This window comes from Mycobacterium sp., from assembly GCF_035274705.1.
In the GTDB taxonomy this organism is placed as follows: Bacteria; Actinomycetota; Actinomycetes; order Mycobacteriales; family Mycobacteriaceae; genus Mycobacterium.
This window is the reverse complement of record NZ_DATENY010000044.1, coordinates 1-18,537: the sequence shown is the minus strand read 5'-3', so window position 1 is coordinate 18,537 and position 18,537 is coordinate 1. Positions and strand designations below refer to the sequence as shown.

Annotated in this window: 17 protein-coding genes and 1 pseudogene; 11 read left to right on the top strand and 7 right to left on the bottom strand. The window is 65.5% G+C overall.

Features of this window, described 5'->3' with window-relative positions; genetic code table 11:
- Window positions 1-713 (bottom strand): thymidine phosphorylase (locus VJV41_RS11125; protein WP_325333602.1); only part of this gene is annotated, 713 nt, incomplete at its 3' end.
- A 163-nt stretch (window positions 714-876) separates the two neighbouring features.
- Window positions 877-1,302 (bottom strand): cytidine deaminase, encoded by a 426-nt coding sequence (locus VJV41_RS11120; protein WP_325333600.1) that lies wholly within the window; start codon window positions 1,300-1,302, stop codon window positions 877-879.
- A 242-nt stretch (window positions 1,303-1,544) separates the two neighbouring features.
- On the opposite strand from VJV41_RS11120, the gene sdhC reads away from it, so the two are divergent.
- The 5 genes and pseudogenes from sdhC to VJV41_RS11095 form a co-directional block, all read left to right on the top strand.
- A complete protein-coding gene (sdhC, locus tag VJV41_RS11115; RefSeq protein ID WP_325333598.1) occupies window positions 1,545-1,973 on the top strand; it encodes a succinate dehydrogenase, cytochrome b556 subunit in 429 nt (142 codons plus the stop codon).
- Window positions 1,970-2,446: a succinate dehydrogenase hydrophobic membrane anchor subunit gene (locus VJV41_RS11110; protein ID WP_325333597.1), complete on the top strand. Its 477-nt coding sequence runs from the start codon at window positions 1,970-1,972 to the stop codon at window positions 2,444-2,446. The genes sdhC and VJV41_RS11110 overlap by 4 nt, the downstream gene beginning before the upstream one ends.
- The gene (gene sdhA / locus VJV41_RS11105) at window positions 2,446-4,200 is read left to right on the top strand and encodes a succinate dehydrogenase flavoprotein subunit (protein WP_325333595.1); all 1,755 of its coding nucleotides are present in this window, start codon (window positions 2,446-2,448) and stop codon (window positions 4,198-4,200) included. The genes VJV41_RS11110 and sdhA overlap by 1 nt, the downstream gene beginning before the upstream one ends.
- A complete protein-coding gene (locus VJV41_RS11100; protein ID WP_325333593.1) occupies window positions 4,200-4,979 on the top strand; it encodes a succinate dehydrogenase iron-sulfur subunit in 780 nt (259 codons plus the stop codon). The genes sdhA and VJV41_RS11100 overlap by 1 nt, the downstream gene beginning before the upstream one ends.
- A gap of 180 nt (window positions 4,980-5,159) precedes the next feature.
- Window positions 5,160-5,813, top strand: a pseudogene (locus tag VJV41_RS11095) (carboxymuconolactone decarboxylase family protein); the annotation flags it as partial.
- Here the strand turns inward: VJV41_RS11095 and VJV41_RS11090 are convergent.
- Window positions 5,731-6,705 carry a sigma-70 family RNA polymerase sigma factor gene (locus tag VJV41_RS11090; protein ID WP_325333591.1) on the bottom strand — a complete coding sequence of 325 codons (975 nt, stop codon included), beginning with the start codon at window positions 6,703-6,705 and terminating at the stop codon, window positions 5,731-5,733. The pseudogene VJV41_RS11095 and the gene VJV41_RS11090 sit on opposite strands and share 83 nt — an antisense overlap.
- Window positions 6,706-6,850: 145 nt before the next feature.
- Here VJV41_RS11090 and VJV41_RS11085 point away from each other — a divergent pair, with 145 nt between their 5' ends.
- Window positions 6,851-8,581, top strand: a complete 1,731-nt coding sequence (locus tag VJV41_RS11085; protein ID WP_325333590.1) for an APC family permease — start codon at window positions 6,851-6,853, stop codon at window positions 8,579-8,581.
- Window positions 8,582-8,645: 64 nt separating this feature from the next.
- Here the strand turns inward: VJV41_RS11085 and VJV41_RS11080 are convergent, their stop codons facing one another.
- A complete protein-coding gene (locus VJV41_RS11080; protein WP_325333589.1) occupies window positions 8,646-10,139 on the bottom strand; it encodes a gamma-aminobutyraldehyde dehydrogenase in 1,494 nt (497 codons plus the stop codon).
- Between the two features lie 122 nt (window positions 10,140-10,261).
- On the opposite strand from VJV41_RS11080, the gene VJV41_RS11075 reads away from it, so the two are divergent.
- The 4 genes from VJV41_RS11075 to VJV41_RS11060 all read left to right on the top strand — a co-directional run bounded on the left by VJV41_RS11075 (window position 10,262) and on the right by VJV41_RS11060 (window position 14,536).
- Window positions 10,262-10,783, top strand: a complete 522-nt coding sequence (locus VJV41_RS11075; RefSeq protein ID WP_325333587.1) for an Lrp/AsnC family transcriptional regulator — start codon at window positions 10,262-10,264, stop codon at window positions 10,781-10,783.
- Entirely contained in the window at window positions 10,780-12,189 is a 1,410-nt protein-coding gene (locus tag VJV41_RS11070; RefSeq protein WP_325333585.1) for an aspartate aminotransferase family protein, read from the top strand. Before VJV41_RS11075 ends, VJV41_RS11070 begins: the two co-directional genes overlap by 4 nt.
- Window positions 12,190-12,213: 24 nt before the next feature.
- Window positions 12,214-13,224 (top strand): SMP-30/gluconolactonase/LRE family protein, encoded by a 1,011-nt coding sequence (locus tag VJV41_RS11065; protein WP_325333583.1) that lies wholly within the window; start codon window positions 12,214-12,216, stop codon window positions 13,222-13,224.
- 91 nt (window positions 13,225-13,315) lie between these two features.
- Window positions 13,316-14,536, top strand: coding sequence for a D-alanyl-D-alanine carboxypeptidase family protein (locus tag VJV41_RS11060; RefSeq protein WP_325333581.1), 1,221 nt, complete (start codon window positions 13,316-13,318; stop codon window positions 14,534-14,536).
- Here VJV41_RS11060 and yhjD read toward each other — a convergent pair.
- The 3 genes from yhjD to VJV41_RS11045 all read right to left on the bottom strand — a co-directional run bounded on the left by yhjD (window position 14,533) and on the right by VJV41_RS11045 (window position 17,479).
- A complete protein-coding gene (gene yhjD / locus VJV41_RS11055; protein ID WP_325333579.1) occupies window positions 14,533-15,582 on the bottom strand; it encodes an inner membrane protein YhjD in 1,050 nt (349 codons plus the stop codon). The genes VJV41_RS11060 and yhjD overlap by 4 nt on opposite strands.
- A 21-nt stretch (window positions 15,583-15,603) precedes the next feature.
- Entirely contained in the window at window positions 15,604-16,620 is a 1,017-nt protein-coding gene (trpS, locus tag VJV41_RS11050; RefSeq protein WP_325333577.1) for a tryptophan--tRNA ligase, read from the bottom strand.
- Between the two features lie 67 nt (window positions 16,621-16,687).
- Window positions 16,688-17,479, bottom strand: a complete 792-nt coding sequence (locus VJV41_RS11045) for an exodeoxyribonuclease III (protein ID WP_325333575.1) — start codon at window positions 17,477-17,479, stop codon at window positions 16,688-16,690.
- A gap of 62 nt (window positions 17,480-17,541) precedes the next feature.
- Between VJV41_RS11045 and VJV41_RS11040 the strand changes: the two genes are divergently transcribed.
- The gene (locus tag VJV41_RS11040) at window positions 17,542-18,375 is read left to right on the top strand and encodes an alpha/beta hydrolase (RefSeq protein ID WP_325333573.1); all 834 of its coding nucleotides are present in this window, start codon (window positions 17,542-17,544) and stop codon (window positions 18,373-18,375) included.
- The last annotated feature ends 162 nt before the right edge of the window (window positions 18,376-18,537 follow it).

The following is an 18,537-nucleotide window of genomic DNA, read 5'->3' as shown; positions in this document are numbered from 1 at the left end:
CCGGCCTCGGTGCCCAGCTCGACCATCGTCCGGGCAAGCTCGCGTGACTCGGCTTCGGTCGCGAGGAAGGCCCCCGACCCGACCTTGGCGTCGAGCACCAGCGCCCGCGTGCCCTCGGCGATCTTCTTGCTCATCACCGAGCTGGCGATCAGCGGCAGCGATTCGGTGGTGGCGGTGACATCGCGCAGAGCGTAGATCTTGCGGTCGGCGGGTGCGAGCTCACCGGCAGCGAAGATCGCCGCACCGAGGTCGCAAAGTTGTTGCCGAATTTGGACTTTGGAGATCTCAGCGGTGAAACCCGGGATGGATTCCAGCTTGTCGAGGGTTCCGCCGGTATGCCCGAGGCCGCGGCCCGCAGCCTGGGGCACGGCGGCACCGCACGCCATCACGACGGGCACCAAAGGGATGGTTATCTTGTCGCCGACGCCACCGGTGGAATGCTTGTCCACCAACGCCAATGGCTTGCCGTCGCGCCGCAGATCCGTGAAGTCCAGCCGCTCACCGGAGTCCACCATCGCCGTGGTCCACCGGGCGATTTCACGACCGGTCATGCCGCGCAGGAATATCGCCATCAGCAGCGACGCCATCTGCTCGTGCGCGATCTTGCCGTGGGTGTAGGCGTCGATCACCCAGTCGATCGCCTCATCCGACAACGCGCCGCCGTCACGCTTTGTCCGGATGACGGTCGGCGCGTCGAATGCGAACCGCGTCACCGGCGTCACCTTACCGACGGCGGTCGATGCGCGAGTGCCGCTACGCGGCGAAACTGGTTCAAGATCCCGGCGGGCACGCGGGCCAAGGGCGTCGCGTCACGGCAACGTGATCACCCGAGCAGGGCCGCCCCAGACGCTGCACTAGCGTCAATTGTGAACTGCGTCACGGCACTTCCTCTTCGTGCTCGCGCTGCGAGGAGGCCATATCGTCGGGTCCGAACGCGTCGGGAAGCAGTTCGCCCAGCGGCCGCGGCCCCATCGGATGATCGATCAGCAGCTCCGGCCCGCCGTGCTCCATCAGCACCTGCCGGCAGCGCCCGCACGGCATCAATACCTCGCCCGTCGCGTCCACACACGACAGCGCGATCAGCCTCCCGCCACCGCCGGAATGCAGGGCGCAGACCACAGCGCACTCGGCACAGAGACCTAGGCCATATGAGACATTCTCCACATTGCATCCGGCCACCATTCGGTGATCGTCCACCAGCGCCGCGGCACCGACAGAAAATCCCGAATACGGCGCGTACGCATGCGTCGCCGCCTCAGTTGCCTTGTGCCGCAACATCTTCCAGTCGATGTCGGTCTTCACGTCAATCCCGCCACGCCGAATCTGAATGCATTCCGAAGTCCCCGTTCGATGGTCCGACTTCCTAGGTAGGCGACCCTAACTTTTGCGCGTTTTGGGGCGCCGACGGCTAAACGCTAGTTCGTTCTGCAGCACAAGTGGGTTTAGAGTCGCCCCGAGGCTTGGGCAGGCAATCAGGCGCCGACTGATGTCGCCGGCGGTCCGGCTCCGGTGTCCAAGCGTCCACCGATGGCGTTGGAGGCCCGATGAGTACTGCGACACCCGCGAGTCCGGCTGTGCCGGCTCCGCGATCTCATCCGTCGCGCAGACGTTCCCTCTATCGCGGTGATCCCGGCATGTGGTCCTGGGTCCTGCACCGCATCACTGGGGCGACCATCTTCTTTTTCCTGCTTGTGCACGTCCTCGACACGGCCATGGTGCGGGTCAGCCCGCAGGTCTACAACGAGGTCATCAACACCTACAAGACCCCGATCGTCGGTCTGATGGAGATGGGCCTGGTCGCGGCGGTGCTCTACCACGCCCTCAACGGCGTACGGGTCATCCTCATCGACTTCTGGCAGCAGGGCACGAAGTATCAGCGGCTCATGTTGTGGATCGTCGTCGGTGTCTGGCTGGCCGTGATGATCCCGGCGCTGGGAGTGCTGGGCATGCACATGGTGGAGCGGTTCCTGTGACCGCGCCCTGGACCCCGCACCACCGGGAGGGTCGTCTGGCACCGGTGCAGGAGAAAGAGCACGATCGTCCGGCCTCGCTGGACCATCCGCGAGCACCCCGACGGCCGAGGGGCATCCCCTACTTCGAGAAGTACGCCTGGCTGTTCATGAGATTTTCTGGGGTCGCGCTCGTTTTTCTCGCGCTCGGCCACCTGTTCATCGGGCTGATGTGGGACGACGGTGTCTACCGCATCGACTTCAATTACGTCGCCGAGCGTTGGGCCTCGCCGTTCTGGCAGATCTGGGATATGGCCTTGCTGTGGCTGGCGATGGTGCACGGCGCCAACGGCATGCGCACGATCATCGGCGACTACGCGCGCAAGAACGTCACAAAGTTCTATCTGAATTCGCTGCTGTTGCTGGCGACAGGGTTCACGTTGGTGTTGGGGACTTACGTTCTGGTCACCTTCGACGCGAGCATCGGGGTTAGGTAATGATTCAGGAACATCGCTACGACGTCGTGATCGTGGGAGCGGGCGGCGCAGGAATGCGCGCGGCCGTCGAGGCGGGTCCGCGGGCACGGACCGCTGTGCTGACGAAGCTGTACCCGACCCGCAGCCACACCGGCGCGGCGCAGGGCGGCATGTGCGCGGCGCTGGCCAATGTCGAAGAGGACAACTGGGAGTGGCACACCTTCGACACCGTCAAGGGTGGCGACTATCTCGCCGACCAGGACGCCGTCGAGATCATGTGCAAGGAAGCCATCGACGCGGTGCTGGACCTCGAGAAGATGGGGATGCCGTTCAACCGCACCCCAGAGGGCCGCATCGACCAGCGCCGCTTCGGCGGGCACACCCGCGATCACGGCAAGGCGCCGGTGCGCCGGGCGTGCTACGCCGCCGACCGCACCGGCCACATGATCCTGCAGACGCTCTACCAGAACTGCGTCAAGCACGACGTCGAGTTCTTCAACGAGTTCTACGCGCTCGACATCGCGATCACCGAGACGCAGTCCGGTCCGGTAGCGACCGGCGTGATCGCCTACGAGCTGGCCACCGGCGACATCCACATCTTCCACGCCAAAGCGATCGTGTTCGCCACCGGCGGCTCGGGCCGGATGTACAAGACCACCTCCAACGCGCACACGCTGACCGGCGATGGCCTTGGCATCGTGTTCCGTAAGGGACTTCCCTTGGAGGACATGGAGTTTCACCAGTTCCACCCGACGGGTTTGGCCGGTCTGGGCATCCTCATCTCCGAGGCGGTGCGCGGAGAGGGCGGCCGTCTGCTCAACGGCGACGGTGAGCGATTCATGGAGCGCTACGCGCCGACGATTGTCGACCTCGCGCCCCGCGACATCGTCGCTCGCTCGATGGTGCTCGAGGTGCTGGAGGGCCGCGGCGCCGGCCCGAACAAGGACTACGTCTACATCGACGTGCGCCACCTCGGCGAGGATGTGCTCGAGGCGAAACTGCCCGACATCACCGAGTTCGCCCGCACCTACCTGGGCGTCGACCCGGTGAAGGAGCTGGTGCCGGTCTATCCGACCTGTCACTACGTGATGGGCGGCATCCCCACGACGGTCAGCGGCCAGGTGCTGCGCGATAACACCACACCGCTGCCGGGCCTGTACGCCGCCGGTGAATGCGCGTGTGTCTCGGTGCACGGCGCCAACCGGCTGGGCACCAACTCGCTGCTGGACATCAATGTTTTCGGCCGCCGCGCCGGCATCGCCGCCGCGAATTACGCGCTGGGCCACGACCACGTCGACCTGCCGCCGGACGCGGCCGGCATGGTGGTCGGCTGGGTGGGCGACATCCTGTCCGAGCACGGCAACGAACGCGTCGCCGACATCCGCGGTGCGCTGCAGCAGTCGATGGACAACAACGCCGCGGTGTTCCGCACCGAGGAGACGCTCAAGCAGGCGTTGACGGACATCCACGCTTTGAAAGAGCGGTATGCCCGAATCACGGTGCACGACAAGGGCAAACGCTACAACAGCGATCTTCTCGAGGCGATTGAGCTGGGTTTCCTGCTCGAGCTGGCGGAGGTGACCGTCGTCGGTGCGTTGAACCGCAAGGAGTCTCGCGGCGGCCATGCCCGCGAGGACTACCCCAACCGCGACGACACCAACTACATGCGCCACACCATGGCCTACAAGGAGGGCAGCGATCTGCTGTCCGATATCCGACTGGACTACAAGCCTGTGGTGCAGACGCGGTATGAGCCGATGGAGCGGAAGTACTGATGACGATTACTCCAGACGTCCAGGCCCCCAGTAGCGACACACCACCCGTGCCCGAGGGCGCGGTGATGGTGACGCTGAAGATCGCCCGGTTCAATCCGGAGGATCCCGATGCTGCGGGCTGGCAGAGCTTCCGTGTCCCGTGCCTGCCCAGCGACCGGCTGCTGAACCTGCTGCACTACGTGAAGTGGTATCTGGACGGGACTTTGACGTTCCGGCGGTCCTGCGCGCACGGCGTGTGCGGTTCGGATGCGATGCGGATCAACGGCGTCAACCGGCTGGCGTGCAAGGTGCTGATGCGCGATCTGCTGCCGAAGAAGCCTGGAAAGCAGCTCACCATCACGATCGAGCCTATCCGCGGTCTGCCCGTCGAAAAAGACCTCATCGTCGACATGGAGCCTTTCTTCGACGCGTACCGCGCGATCAAGCCGTTCTTGATCACTAGCGGCAATCCGCCTACGCGCGAACGGATTCAGAGCCAGACGGACCGCGCCCGCTACGACGACACGACGAAGTGCATCCTGTGCGCGTGCTGCACGACGAGCTGCCCGGTGTACTGGAGCGAGGGCTCGTACTTCGGGCCCGCCGCGATCGTCAACGCCCACCGGTTCATCTTCGACAGCCGCGACGAAGGTGCCGCCGAGCGCCTCGACATCCTCAACGAGGTCGACGGCGTCTGGCGCTGCCGCACGACGTTCAACTGCACGGAGTCATGCCCGCGCGGCATCCAGGTCACGCAGGCGATCCAAGAGGTCAAGCGCGCGTTGATGTTCGCGCGCTAGCGCCAGCTCACCACACGACGAAGATCGGGATGAAGATCCCGAACAACCAGAACCCGAAGACGTGGAACCCTGGGTGCCAGAGAAGGTCGACCCCCAGTGTCTACCAAGTCCGGCCTGGACAGACTTGAGCGATCTCACTGGGTTATTCGGTCGAGGGCCGTGGCGCCGTTACCGGCGCTGTCACACTTCGGCGTGCTATCTCGTCTAACGGGTATGACACAGAAAACGCGCATTGATCCGGTGCCCCCGAAGCAGGCGTCGCTATTGACGAAGATCATGTACCGCGTCGCCAAGCGCCGGTTCGGCGAAGTGCCCGAGCCATTTGCGGTCGCAGCGCATCACCCCAGACTGCTGGTCGCCAACGCCGTGCACGAGATGTTGGTGCAGTCCGGCTCCAAGAAGCTGCCCGCCAGCGTCCGCGAGCTCGCGGTGTTCTGGACCGCCCGTACCGTCGGCTGCTCGTGGTGCGTGGACTTCGGGTCGATGCTGCAGCGGCTCGACGGCCTGGATGTCGAAAGGCTCAAGTACGTAGACGATTACGCAACTAATCCGCATTTCTCCGACGACGAACGCGCCGCGATCGCCTACGCCAACGCGATGACCACCGATCCGCATACGGTGACCGACGAGCAGGTAGCCGACCTACGCAACAGGTTCGGCGACGACGGCGTGATCGAGCTGACCTACCAGATCGGCGTGGAGAACATGCGCGCGCGCATGTACTCGGCGCTCGGCATCACCGAGCAGGGCTTCAATTCCGGGGATGCGTGCCGGGTTCCGTGGCTGACCGAACAGGAGGCCGACGAGCGCTCGCGCGAGCAGAATCCGGCTTGAGCGGCGAGCCGGTGAACTTGTCCGGGTTGGCGATATCCCATATGGCGCAGACCTTTCCATCGCGCACGGCCATCGCGGTCACCCGTGGCATCAACTCCGGATAGCCCTCGCGAGCCGGGGCTCCTTCGGTGTAGCTGCCCAGCTGGCCGTTGATCAAGGCCAGCTCGGCACCGGCCAGCCAGTTCGGCCCGTAGCGGCGGGCCAAGCCGAACAGGAACCGCGCGACCTTGTCGGGTCCGTGGATGACGCGGGCGGCCGTCGGCGCCCGGCGGTTCGAGTCGCCGGTGAAGGTCACGTCCGGATGCAGAAGGCGCACAACGCCTTCCATGTCGCCGGCGGCAAGCGCTGCCATCAGCGCACCCGCCACTTCGTTATGCGAGTCGTGGGCAACGGCAGACGGCGCCGACGCGACCGCCCGTCGGGCGCGGGAGGCCAGCTGCCGCGCGGACGCGTCGCTGATCCCGAGCACCGACGCGATCTCGCCGAACGGCACCGCGAAACCGTCGTGCAGGACGAACGCCACTCGCTGATCGGGAGTCAGGCGTTCGAGCACGACCATCGCCGCGAACCGGGCGTCGTCGGCGGCCACCACGGCCGCAAGCGGATCGTTGCCGTCGAAACCCGTCACCACCGGCTCGGGCAGCCATTCGCCGAAATAGGCTTCGCGCCGGTGCGCCGCCGAGCGCAGCCGGTCCAGGCTCAGCCGGCTGACGACCGTCGTGAGCCACGCCCTCAGATCGCTGATCGCATCGGCATCGCTGCCGTCCCAGCGGATCCACGCGTCCTGAACCACGTCTTCGGCGTCGGCGACTGTGCCGGTGAGCCGGTACGCAACGGCCAGTAGATGTGGCCGCAGCTGCTCGAACTCGTCGACGCGCGTACTCGCGGTCATGAAATCAGCTTAGGCCGTTGAGTTCGTCCACTGATTTCGCTGTCTTCACTCGGATCTACAGATAATCCCGTGGTTGCAACGCAGATCAGCGACGAAAACCGTATGGTCTCAAAAGCTGGAAAAGTCGCGCAACAAGGGAGATGGCATGAGTAAAGGACAGCTCACGGCCGAACCGGTGGGCGAGCCCTCAGGGTCGACGGTCGAGAGTAAGGGCCTCAAAGGCGGCGCGCTCGGGCTGCTCTCAAGCGTGGTCGTCGGCATGGCGTCCACGGCGCCGGCCTACAGCCTGGCCGCGACGCTAGGCCTGATCATCGCCAGCGGCGGCGCGCTGCTGTCTGGCGTGAAGGCGCCGGCGATCGTACTGATTTCCTTCATCCCGATGTACCTGATCGCCGTCGCCTACCAGGAATTGAACAAGGCCGAACCCGACTGCGGCACCACCTTTACGTGGGCGTCGCGGGCATTCGGTCCGATCATCGGCTGGCTCGGCGGCTGGGGCATCATCGCCGCCGACGTCATCGTGATGGCGAACCTCGCCCAAATCGCCGGGGCGTACTCATTCACCTTTATGGGCGACCTCGGTTGGCATTCGGCGGCCGACCTGGCCGGCAGCACGTTCTGGGCGACTGTGGCCGGCGTCATCTGGATCGCCGTGATGACGTACATCTGCTACCGGGGCATCGAAGTGTCTGCGCGACTGCAATACGCGCTGCTCTCCATCGAAATCGTTGTGCTGATCATCTTGTCGGTCGTCGCGCTTTACAAGGTCTACACGCACAACGCGGAGGGCTACTCACTGTTCCCACAGTTGTCCTGGTTCTGGCCCGGCGGCCTGGACTTCGGCACCGTCATCGCGCCCGCGGTGCTCACCACCATCTTCATCTACTGGGGTTGGGACACCGCTGTGGCGTGCAACGAGGAGTCCGACGACCCGGGACGCACACCCGGGCGCGCCGCGGTGATCTCGACGTTCCTGCTGCTGGCCACCTATGCGCTGGTGAGCGTCGCGGCGGTCGCCTTCGCCGGGGTCGGCACCGACGGCATCGGCCTCGGCAACCCGGACAACTCCGCGGACGTCTTCGCCGCGATCGGGCCGGATCTGTTCGGCGACAGCGTCCTTGGACACATCGGACTGCTGCTTCTGTCCGCGTCGATCCTGACGTCGGCCTCGGCGTCGACACAGACCACGATTCTGCCGACGGCACGTACGACGCTGTCGATGGGCGTGTACAAGGCGCTGCCGGATTCCTTCGCCAAGATTCACCGGCGGTATCTGACCCCGACGACGTCGACGGTCATGATGGGCGTCGTCTCCGCGGTGTTCTACGTGCTCTTCACCATGATCAGCACGAACCTTCTGACCGCACTGATCGGCTCGGTCGGTTTGATGATCGCGTTCTACTACGGCCTGACCGGTTTTGCCTGCGTGTGGTTTTACCGCAAGACGCTCACCGGCAATGTGCGCGATTTCGTGATGCGCGGTGTCGTCCCCCTGCTCGGTGGGGTAGTGCTGCTGGTCGTGTTCGTCTACGGCCTGCTGCAGTACGCGAAGCCCGACTGGCTAACGGATGGCGACGGCAACAACGTCACGATCTTCGGCTTCGGCGCTGTCGCGGTGGTGGGCATCGGCGCACTGGTGCTCGGCCTCATCTTGATGGTGATCTGGCGGGTGATGTCGCCAGGGTTCTTCAAGGGCATCACGCTGCCGCGCCGCAGCCACGATCTCCTGCTCGAACCGGCCACCGCCGGGGCCGCGCGATTCGGACTGCCAGACTCCGGTGACATGCCGACAGTCATCTCCCCCGACCTGGCCAACCTGCCGCCCGGCGAGACGGCGGTCAATCCGCAGACGGGTGAGGAGTTCACCAAGAACTGACGTTTGTTGCGACAGAAAGTAGTCGCTTTATCGGAGCCGGCGCCAACGGCACGAGCGACGCCCACTAGCGCTTGGCGAATACCGTTCGGTGCCAGTCTTTTTCAGCGACCGCAGTGATGTCGCTCATCACATGCTTGATCGTCAGGTACTCCTCGAGCGAGTAGTCGCTCATATCCTTGCCGAAGCCGGATGCGCCGACGCCGCCGTGCGGCATCTCGCTGATGATCGGGATGTGGTCGTTGATCCACACGCAGCCGGCCTTGATCTCGCGCGACGCCCGCTGCGCCCGGTACACGTCGCGTGTCCATGCCGACGCGGCCAGTCCGTACTCGGTGTCGTTGGCCTGCCGTAGGGCATCGTCGTCGTCGACGAATGAGCGCACGGTCAGCACCGGGCCGAAGATCTCGTCGCGGTAGACCTCCGACTGCTCGTCGACGTCGGCGATCACCGTCGGCCGGTAGAAGGACCCGGGCAGATCGGGGGTCTTGCCGCCGGTGACGATCCGCCCGCCCTCCCCCGGCGCACGCGCGACCATGCCAGCCACTTTCTCGCGGTGCGCCATGGTAATCAGAGGGCCCAGATCGGTATCGGGGTCGTCCGGCAGGCCCACCACCACCTTCCCAAACAGCTCACCCACGCCGGCGACGAAGTCGTCGTAGAGCTCTCGCGCCACGATCGCGCGCGTCGCGGCCGTGCAGTCCTGACCCGTGTTGATCAGCGCGCCGGCGGCCGCACCCTGAATGGCGGCGTCCAGGTCGGCGTCGTCGAACACCACGAACGGCGCCTTGCCGCCCAGCTCCAACTGCACCCGATGCCCGTGCACCGCGGCGGCGGCCATCACCCTGCGACCGACAGCCGTCGACCCGGTGAATGTCACCAGGTCGACGTCGCGATGGCCGGCGAGTGCGGTGCCGACGTCGGCGCCCAACCCCGTCACGACATTGAAGACACCGTCGGGCAGCCCGGCCTCGCTGGCCAGCCGCGCCAGCGTCAGCGTCGTCAGCGGGGTCAGCTCGCACGGTTTGATCACCACCGTGCATCCGGCGGCCAAGGCGGGCAACACTTTCCACACCGCCATCTGCAGCGGGTAGTTCCACGGCGTGATGGTGCCGACGACGCCGATGGCCTCGCGCCGGATGCTCGACGTGTGATCGCCGGAGTACTCAGCAGTGGCCTTGCCTTCGAGGTGGCGCGCCGCGCCGGCGAAGAAGTCGATGTTGTCGACGCTGCCGGGGACATCGAATTCAGCGGCCAATCGGATCGGCTTACCCGTCTGGCTGACCTCCTCGGCCACCAGGTCGTCGGCGCGCTCTCCGGCTAGGTCCGCGAGCTTGGCAAGTACCGCCGAGCGCTCCGCAGGTGTGGCCGTCGCCCACCCGGGTAGCGCCTTGCGCGCGGAAGCCACCGCCCGGTCGACATCGGCGGGTGCGGCCAATGCATAGTCGGCGACGGCCTTGCCGGTCGCAGGGTTGATGACCCGATGCGGGCTGCCGCCGGTCACCACCGGGGTCCCGTCGATCCAGCTGCCTGCCGCGCTGGTAGACACGGTCACAGTCATGGCCCAACGCTAGCCGACCCAGACAGGCCCGGCTACGCATTCCCGCAGCGCGAGGCCCTCCAAACGCGTGATTTCATCGCTATGGTTGCCTGCTACGACGGATTCCGTGCACAATCACATGCATGGCTAATACGGGTGCTTCGCACGGCATGGCGCCCATCTCGCTCCGCGTAAACACCTCGCGGCCGGGCGCGGCGTTCCAGCTCGACGAGTTGTCGAAGCAGATCATCGAGAAACTCCAGCAGGACGGCCGTCGGTCGTATGCGGGCATCGGCAAGGCGGTCGGGCTGTCCGAGGCGGCCGTGCGTCAACGCGTCCAGCGTATGGTCGACGCCGGTGTCATGCAGATCGTGGCGGTCACCGACCCGATGCAACTGGGCTTCGCCCGCCAAGCCATGATCGGCATCCGGTGTACCGGCGATACGACCAGGGTCGCCGAAAAGCTCGCGGCCATCGAAGCCGTCGACTACGTGGTGCTCACCGCAGGGTCGTTCGACGCCATCGTCGAAGTGGTCTGCGAAGACGACGACGACCTACTTGACCTACTCAACACCCAAATCCGCGCATTGCCAGGAGTGATATCCACCGAAACCCTTGTTTACCTGAAACTCGTTAAGCAGCAATACAATTGGGGTACAAGATGACGACTACCGATATCACTCAAGAGATTTCATCCGAACTCGGCGCAAAGGCCAACCGCTTTCTATGGGGGCATTTCGCCCGCCACGGCGCCGGTATCACGCCACCGATCATCACCCGCGGCGAAGGTGTGCGGATTTTCGACGACCGAGGTAAGAGCTACCTCGATGGGCTGTCGGGCCTTTTCGTCGTGCAGGCTGGACACGGCCGAGCGGAGCTCGCCGAGGCCGCGGCGAAGCAGGCCGAGAAGCTGTCGTTCTTCCCGCTGTGGTCCTATGCCACCCCGACCGCGATCGAGCTCGCTGAGCGACTCGCCAACTACGCGCCGGGGGACCTCAACCGGGTGTTCTTCACCACCGGCGGCGGCGAGGCCGTCGAGTCCGCGTGGAAGCTGGCCAAGCAGTATTTCAAAGTGACCGGAAAACCCGGGAAATACAAAGCCATTTCGCGCTCGATCGCCTACCACGGCACGCCGCACGGCGCGCTGGCGATCACCGGGCTACCGACGTTCAAGGCGCCGTTCGAACCGATCACGCCTGGCGGTTTCCGGGTGCCCAACACCAACTTCTACCGGGCACCGGCGCCGTACGACAAAAATGAGAAGGAGTTCGGCCAGTGGGCGGCCAACCGGATCGCCGAGGCAATCGAGATGGAAGGACCTGACTCCGTCGCTGCGGTGTTCTTGGAGCCGGTGCAGAACGCCGGCGGCTGCTTCCCTCCGCCTCCCGGATACTTCGAGCGGGTCCGGGAGATCTGCGACGAGTACGACGTCCTGCTGGTGTCCGACGAGGTGATTTGCGCGTTCGGCCGCATCGGCTCGATGTTCGCCTGCGACGACTTCGGCTATGTGCCAGACATCATCACGTGCGCGAAGGGAATGACGTCGGGCTACTCGCCGATCGGGGCGATGATCGCCTCGGACCGGTTGTTCGAACCGTTCAACGACGGCAAGACGACGTTCACGCACGGCTATACCTTTGGCGGGCATCCCGTTTCGGCCGCGGTAGCGCTGGCCAACCTCGACATCTTCGAGCGCGAGGGCCTCAACGACCGGGTCAAGCAGAATGCGCCGGCATTCCGCGCCACTCTGGAAAAGCTGCTCGATCTGCCGATCGTCGGCGATGTGCGCGGTGAGGGGTACTTCTACGGCATCGAGCTGGTCAAGGACAAGGCGACCAAGCAGGTTCTCGACGACGAGCTGAGCGAATGGCTGCTGCGCAGCTTCCTGTCGACGGAGCTTTTCGAGGCGGGCCTGTACTGCCGCGCCGACGACCGCGGAGACTCGGTTGTGCAGCTCGCGCCACCGCTCATCAGTGGCCAGGCCGAGTTCGACGAAATCGAGCAGATTCTGCGCAGCGTGCTGACCCGAGCATGGGATCACTTGCAGACCCGTGGTGACGCCTGGCACTGAGCCATCGGCGTAGCGTCTGAGCGCGTGACCTCGACGACGAAGCCACCCGTCGATCCTGTCCGCTGGCAGCCGCCGCCCGTCGACCCGCTTCCCGATTTCGGTCCGGTTGACCTCACCGTTGTCCCGATGCCGGGTGACGCGCCCGAAGACGTCGTCGTCGACTCCGACAGCCAGATCTGGACGGGCCTGATCGACGGCCGCATCGTGCGGATCTCGCCTGACGGTGGCCAGCCGAATGTGGTGGGCCGCACCAGTGGCCGTCCGCTGGGCCTGGCCGTCGCGCGCGACGGACGGCTGCTCGTGTGTACGAGCCCCGGCGGCCTACTCGCGATGGACACCAGCAGCGGCACGTTTGAGACGCTGGTCGAGGACGTCGACGGGCGGCCCCTTCAGTTCTGCTCGAATGTGACCGAAACACCGGATGGCACAATCTATTTCACCGAGTCGACCAGCGCATTCACCTACGCATACTTCAAAGGAGCAGTTCTGGAGGCCCGGCCGCGTGGCAGCCTGTTCCGCCGCGACCCCGACGGCACCGTCATCACCGTCGTGCCTGGGCTCTACTTCGCCAACGGCGTCACGCCGACGGCAGACGGGTCGGCGCTGGTGTTCGCCGAGACGCTGAGCCGACGGCTGTCCAAGTACTGGCTCACTGGTCCACAGGCCGGAACCGTCACGCCGCTGGCGGTCAACCTGCCCGGACATCCCGACAACATCTCCACCGGCGCCGACGGCCGCATCTGGGTGGCCCTCGTGTCGCCGGTCAATGCCGCCGCCGACTGGCTCGCGCCACGCGCGCCCGCGTTGCGCAAGCTGCTGTGGAAGCTCGCCGACCGGCTACAGCCCCAGATCAAGCCCGAGGTCTGGGCCGTCGCGTTCGATCCCGACAGTGGCGACGCCGTCGCCGGTCTGCACACCGAGCACCCGTCGTTCGGTCAGGTGACCGGGCTGGTCGAAGCCGACGGCAAGCTGTGGATGGGAACAATCGGCTTTCCGGCTGTCGCCTATACCGACCTGGCGGGCCTGGAGCGCTGACCCGACGCAGGATCACAGTTGTAACTCCAACCACATAGGCCACAGCGTGGCTCACGTGGATCCAGCCGCTGATCGCCTATCTTCGGTCACGATGGCGAACCTTCGGACCCTGTCCCTGCGCGCTGCGGTCCTGGCAGCGGCTTTTTTCCTAATGGCCAGCCCGGCATTGGCAAGCGCCGAACCGAACGCTGCACCGGAAGTGGCCACCTGTCCGTACCGCGAGACGACGCCGCCTGCGGTCGACTCGTCCGAGGTGCCGGAGGCGGGCGATCCACCGGCCCCGCTGGCGGTACCGGCGAAGCCGCTCGGCGGTGACGCGCTCTCGGGCTGCGGCGTGATCACCGCCGCCGGCACTCCGCCGCTGCCAGACGATGTGTCCGCCGACGCGTGGCTGGTGGCCGACCTCGACAGCGGCGACATCATCGCCGCGAAGGACCCGCACGGCCGGCACCGCCCGGCCAGCATCATCAAGGTGCTGATCGCAATGCAGGCCATCAAGGAACTGCCGATCCACAAGGTCGTCGCGGGCACTCAAGACGATGCGAATGCCGAAGGCACCAAGGTCGGCGTAGGCGAAAACGGCTTCTATTCGATCAACGACCTGCTGCACGGGTTGCTGATGCACTCCGGCAACGACGCCGCGCATGCGCTGGCGATGCAGCTCGGCGGGATGGATACCGCGCTGCACAAGATCAACGACCTCGCCGGCAAGCTCGGCGGCCGCGACACCAGGGCGGCCACCCCGTCAGGCCTCGACGGTCCCGGCATGAGCACGTCGGCTTACGACATCGGGCTGTTCTACCGATACGCCTGGCAGAACCCAATTTTCGGCGACATCGTCGGCACCCGCAGCTTCGACTTTCCCGGACGCGGCGACGCCGGCTATCCGGTGGAGAACGACAATCAGTTGCTGTACAACTACCCCGGCGCGCTCGGAGGTAAGACGGGCTACACCGACGACGCGGGCCAAACCTTCGTCGGCGCCGCCAATCACGACGGCCGCCGACTGGTCGCGGTGCTGATGCACGGCACGCGTCAGCCGATCGCACCGTGGGAACAGGCCGCGCACCTGCTCGACTACGGGTTCGCGACGGCGCCCGGCACGAAGGTGGGCGCGCTGATCGAACCCGATCCGTCGCTTGTCGCGCCGAAGTCCGAGGCCGCCAACAGCACCGCCGCGAGTGCTGCATCGGCGTCACTGCCGGACATCGATGCGATGCCGGTGCGCGTCGGCGTCGGCGTCGTCGGGTCGGTGATCGTCTTCGGATTGATCATGGGCGCACGGTCACTGAACCGACGCCCACAGAACTAGTGTCTGCGTAGCCGCGAAAAGCCCAAGGCACCAAGGGCTCCCACCGCAGCAGCCGCCAGTGCGCCCCGCGCACCGATGCCCTCGCGCTCCTGGACCCGCATCGTGATCTGGGCGGGTGCGGGCGCCTGGACCGGCTCCTCCACCAGGTTTTCGGCTGATGTCGCCGCCCAAGCCGTTGCGAACAGGATCAGCCGAGCGGTGATGTACGCGAACACCATCAAGCCAAGCACGGGCCCGAACGTCGCACCGGCAGGGCCGTGGAGCACCGACCGCAGATAGATCGACCCCACCTGCTTGAAGATCTCGAAGCCGACCGCGGCCAACAGCCCTGCCCTCATCGCGCTGCGGAAGCTCACCGATTCCCGTGGCAGCCGCGCGATCACCCATGTGAACAACATCCAGGACACCAACACCGACACCAATAGCGATGCCACGCGCAACAGCACGCCCACTCCCGGGACATCCTGCAGCCCAAGCCATTCCAGTACATGCCTCATCAAGTCCGAACTGCCGAGCGCAGTCAGCGCGATGGTGACGACGATCGCCATGAAGAAGCCCACGATCGCCACCAGATCAGACAGCTTGGTGCGAAGGAAACCGGGCGGCTCATGCCGCATCAGGCCCCACATCTGAGTCAGCGCCTCACGCAGGTTCGCCATCCAGCCCAGCCCCGCCCAGGCCGCGGTCGCCAGGCCGATGATGCCGACGGAAGTGCGCGACTCGATCGCCGACTCCATCAGGTTCACGAGCTGCTGAGCGAAGTCGCCAGACACCGTCGACTTGATCTTGTTCTCGATCTCGGCCAGCAGATCTGGCTGGCTGGCGAGGACGAACCCGCCTATCGCGAATGCCACCATCAGCAACGGGAACAACGCGAAGACGGTGAAGTAGGTGACACCCGCGGCGTAGAAGTCACCCTTGCTGTCCTGATACCGCGTCTGCGCCAGCATCACGTGGTCGAACCAGCCGTACCGCGCGCGAAGGCGGTCCAGGATGCCCGGTTTGGCCGGCTTGGCCGTATTTTCCGGCCCGGCCGGAGGTGTCATAACCAGCCCCTCCCGAGGGCGTTATCCGCGTGGCTGCAAGAACCCTAACCGGTCATATACCCGCGTGAGCGTCTTCGCAGACACGTCCTTGGCACGCTCTGCGCCCGCAGCGAGCACCGATTCGAGCTCGGCCGGATCGGCGAGCAGTTCGTCGACCCGGGCCTTGATCGGGGTGACGAATTCGACGACAGCCTCGGCGGTGTCGGCCTTCAGATCGCCGTAGCCACGGCCGGCATAGCCCTCGACGAGCTTGTCGATGTCGGTGCCGGTGACCGCCGACTGAATGGTCAGCAGATTGGACACCCCCGGCTTGGCCTCAATGTCGAATCGCACCTCGCGCTCGCTGTCGGTCACGGCCGAGCGGATCTTCTTGGCCGACAGCTTCGGGTCGTCGAGCAGACTGATCAGCCCCGCCTCGGTGGCTGCGGACTTGCTCATCTTCGACGTCGGATCCTGCAGGTCGTAGATCTTGGCGGTGGCCTTCTGGATCAGCACGTCGGGCACGACGAACGTCTCCGGGAAGCGCGAGTTGAACCGCTGAGCGACGTCGCGGGCCAGCTCCAGGTGCTGACGCTGGTCCTCACCGACCGGCACCACATCGGTGTCGTAGAGCAACACGTCGGCGGCCATCAGCACCGGATAGGTGAACAGCCCGACGGTGGTCGCTTCGGTGCCTTCCTTCTGCGACTTGTCCTTGAACTGCGTCATCCGCGACGCCTGGCCGAATCCGGTGAAACAGCCCAGCACCCAGGCCAATTCGGTGTGCGCGGGCACATGGCTCTGCACGAAGATGGTGGACCGCGACGGGTCGATGCCCAGCGCCAGATACTGCGCGGCGGTGACCAGCGTGCGCTGCCGCAACTGCCCGGGGTCCTGCGGGATCGTGATAGCGTGCAGGTCGACGACGCAGAAGAACGCGTCGAACTCGTCCTGCATCCCCACCCACTGGCTGATGGCCCCCAACGCGTTGCCGAGATGAAGGGAGTCAGACGTGGGCTGCACGCCGGAGAAGACGACGTGCCTGGTGGAAGTGCTCATGATTTATCGATCTTTTCACACGGATGCGAGCTGATATTGGCGCGGTAACGCCCCGGCAAGTGTGGACTTACGAGTATTCGACGGTCACCGGCGAGTGATCCGACCACCGCAGCGCGTACGCCGCCGCGCGTTCGACCCGTGCGGCCGCCGCCCGCGCCGCCAGTCCCCGTGTCGCCAGTTGATAGTCGATGCGCCAGCCGGCGTCGTTGTCGAACGCCCTGCCACGCCACGACCACCACGAGTACGGGCCCGCGACATCGGGATGCAAGACCCGGACCACATCGACCCAACCGGCAGCCAACAGCTCGGTGAGCCATTGTCGCTCGCTCGGCAGGAAGCCCAACTTCTTGACGTTGCCCTTCCAGTTCTTGATGTCGTTCTCGGTGTGCGCGATGTTCCAGTCGCCGCACACGACGGCATCGCGATCGGTCAGCGTCGACATCCGATGCGCGAGCGCGACCATGAAGCGCTCCTTCTCGAGCTGACGATCGGTTCCGGCTTCACCGGTTTGGACGTAGACGCTCGCCACGGTCAGCCCCGAAATGTCCACCTCCAAGTACCGGCCGTGCAGCGCGAATTCGTCGACACCCAGATCCCGCGTCGCGATGATCCGGTGGCGGCTGAGGACGGCAACTCCGTTGCGCCCCTTGAGATCTCCACCCGCCGACGCCAGATGCCAGCCGTCGGACAATGCCGGCGCCAGCGCCGCGGCCAGTTGGTCGTCGTCGGCGCGGACCTCCTGAAGACACACCACATCCGCGCGCGTTTCGGCCAGCCACGGCAACAACCCGACGTTGTGTTCAGAGCGCTGCTTGATCGCCGCGCGAATGCCGTTGACGTTGATGGTGCTGACGATCACGACGGCAGACACTAGCCGACGGGCTTGCGGTACCCGCGGTATCACCTTTAGGGTCGGGCACCATGACCGAGCGAGCGCCCATACACCTGGGTTCCGGCGAGCCGATCCTTTTGCTGCACCCGTTCATGATGTCGCAGAACGTGTGGAAAACCGTCGCGCCGCTGATTGCTGAGACCGGCCGCTACGAGGTCTTCGCCCCGACCATGCCCGGCCACAACGGCGGCACCAAAGGACCGTTCTTCCTGGATTCCGGGTCGCTGGCCGACGATGTCGAACGCCGCCTGGACGCGCTGGGCTGGGGCACCGCGCACATCGTCGGCAACTCGCTCGGCGGCTGGGTCGCCTTCGAACTGGAAAGACGCGGGCGGGCCCGCACGCTGACCGGTATCGCACCCGCCGGCGGGTGGGGTCACTTCACGCCCGCCAAGTTCGAGATCGTGTTCAAGTTCCTTGCCGGCTTGCCCGTTTGGCTCACCGCCAAGGCGCTCGGTCCGCGTGCCCTGAAACTGCCGTATGTGCGTCAGCTCGCCTACGTGCCGATCAGCGCGAGCGCCGACCGCCTGAGCGATGAGGACTGGCTCGACATCATCGACGACGTCACTCACTGCCCGGCCTACTACCAGCTGTTGCTCAAGTCACTGTTGCTGCCGGGTCTGCTGGAACTCGCCGAGGGCAGTGCCCCGACCCACCTCGTCATCTGCGAGAAGGACCACGTTCTGCCGCATCCTCGGTTCACCCGGCACTTCACCGCGCATCTGCCCGACACCGCTGAGATCACGCACCTCGACGACGTCGGGCACATCCCGATGTTCGAGGCGCCGAGGCGGGTCGCCGACGTGATCGTCGGCTTCGTCGATCGCTACGCGACGCCGCCGCCGAAGAAGGCGATCGGCTAGTTCGCCAACGCCTTCTCGAGGTTGTCGGCGATCGAGCCGAGGAACTCCTCGCTGGTCTGCCACGGCTGGTCCGGTGAGATCAGAAGCGCCAAGTCCTTCGTCATCTGGCCACCCTCGACCGTGCCGATCACCGTCTCCTCGAGCTTCTCGGCGAACTCGATC

Coding starts and splice junctions, on each gene's coding strand:
- sdhC (WP_325333598.1), top strand. CDS start 1,545: ATGAGTACTGCGACACCCGCGAGTCCGGCTGTGCCGGCTCCGCGATCT.
- sdhA (WP_325333595.1), top strand. CDS start 2,446: ATGATTCAGGAACATCGCTACGACGTCGTGATCGTGGGAGCGGGCGGC.
- VJV41_RS11100 (WP_325333593.1), top strand. CDS start 4,200: ATGACGATTACTCCAGACGTCCAGGCCCCCAGTAGCGACACACCACCC.
- VJV41_RS11090 (WP_325333591.1), bottom strand. CDS start 6,705: ATGACCGCGAGTACGCGCGTCGACGAGTTCGAGCAGCTGCGGCCACAT.
- VJV41_RS11085 (WP_325333590.1), top strand. CDS start 6,851: ATGAGTAAAGGACAGCTCACGGCCGAACCGGTGGGCGAGCCCTCAGGG.
- VJV41_RS11080 (WP_325333589.1), bottom strand. CDS start 10,139: ATGACTGTGACCGTGTCTACCAGCGCGGCAGGCAGCTGGATCGACGGG.
- VJV41_RS11075 (WP_325333587.1), top strand. CDS start 10,262: ATGGCTAATACGGGTGCTTCGCACGGCATGGCGCCCATCTCGCTCCGC.
- VJV41_RS11070 (WP_325333585.1), top strand. CDS start 10,780: ATGACGACTACCGATATCACTCAAGAGATTTCATCCGAACTCGGCGCA.
- VJV41_RS11060 (WP_325333581.1), top strand. CDS start 13,316: ATGGCGAACCTTCGGACCCTGTCCCTGCGCGCTGCGGTCCTGGCAGCG.
- yhjD (WP_325333579.1), bottom strand. CDS start 15,582: ATGACACCTCCGGCCGGGCCGGAAAATACGGCCAAGCCGGCCAAACCG.
- trpS (WP_325333577.1), bottom strand. CDS start 16,620: ATGAGCACTTCCACCAGGCACGTCGTCTTCTCCGGCGTGCAGCCCACG.
- VJV41_RS11040 (WP_325333573.1), top strand. CDS start 17,542: ATGACCGAGCGAGCGCCCATACACCTGGGTTCCGGCGAGCCGATCCTT.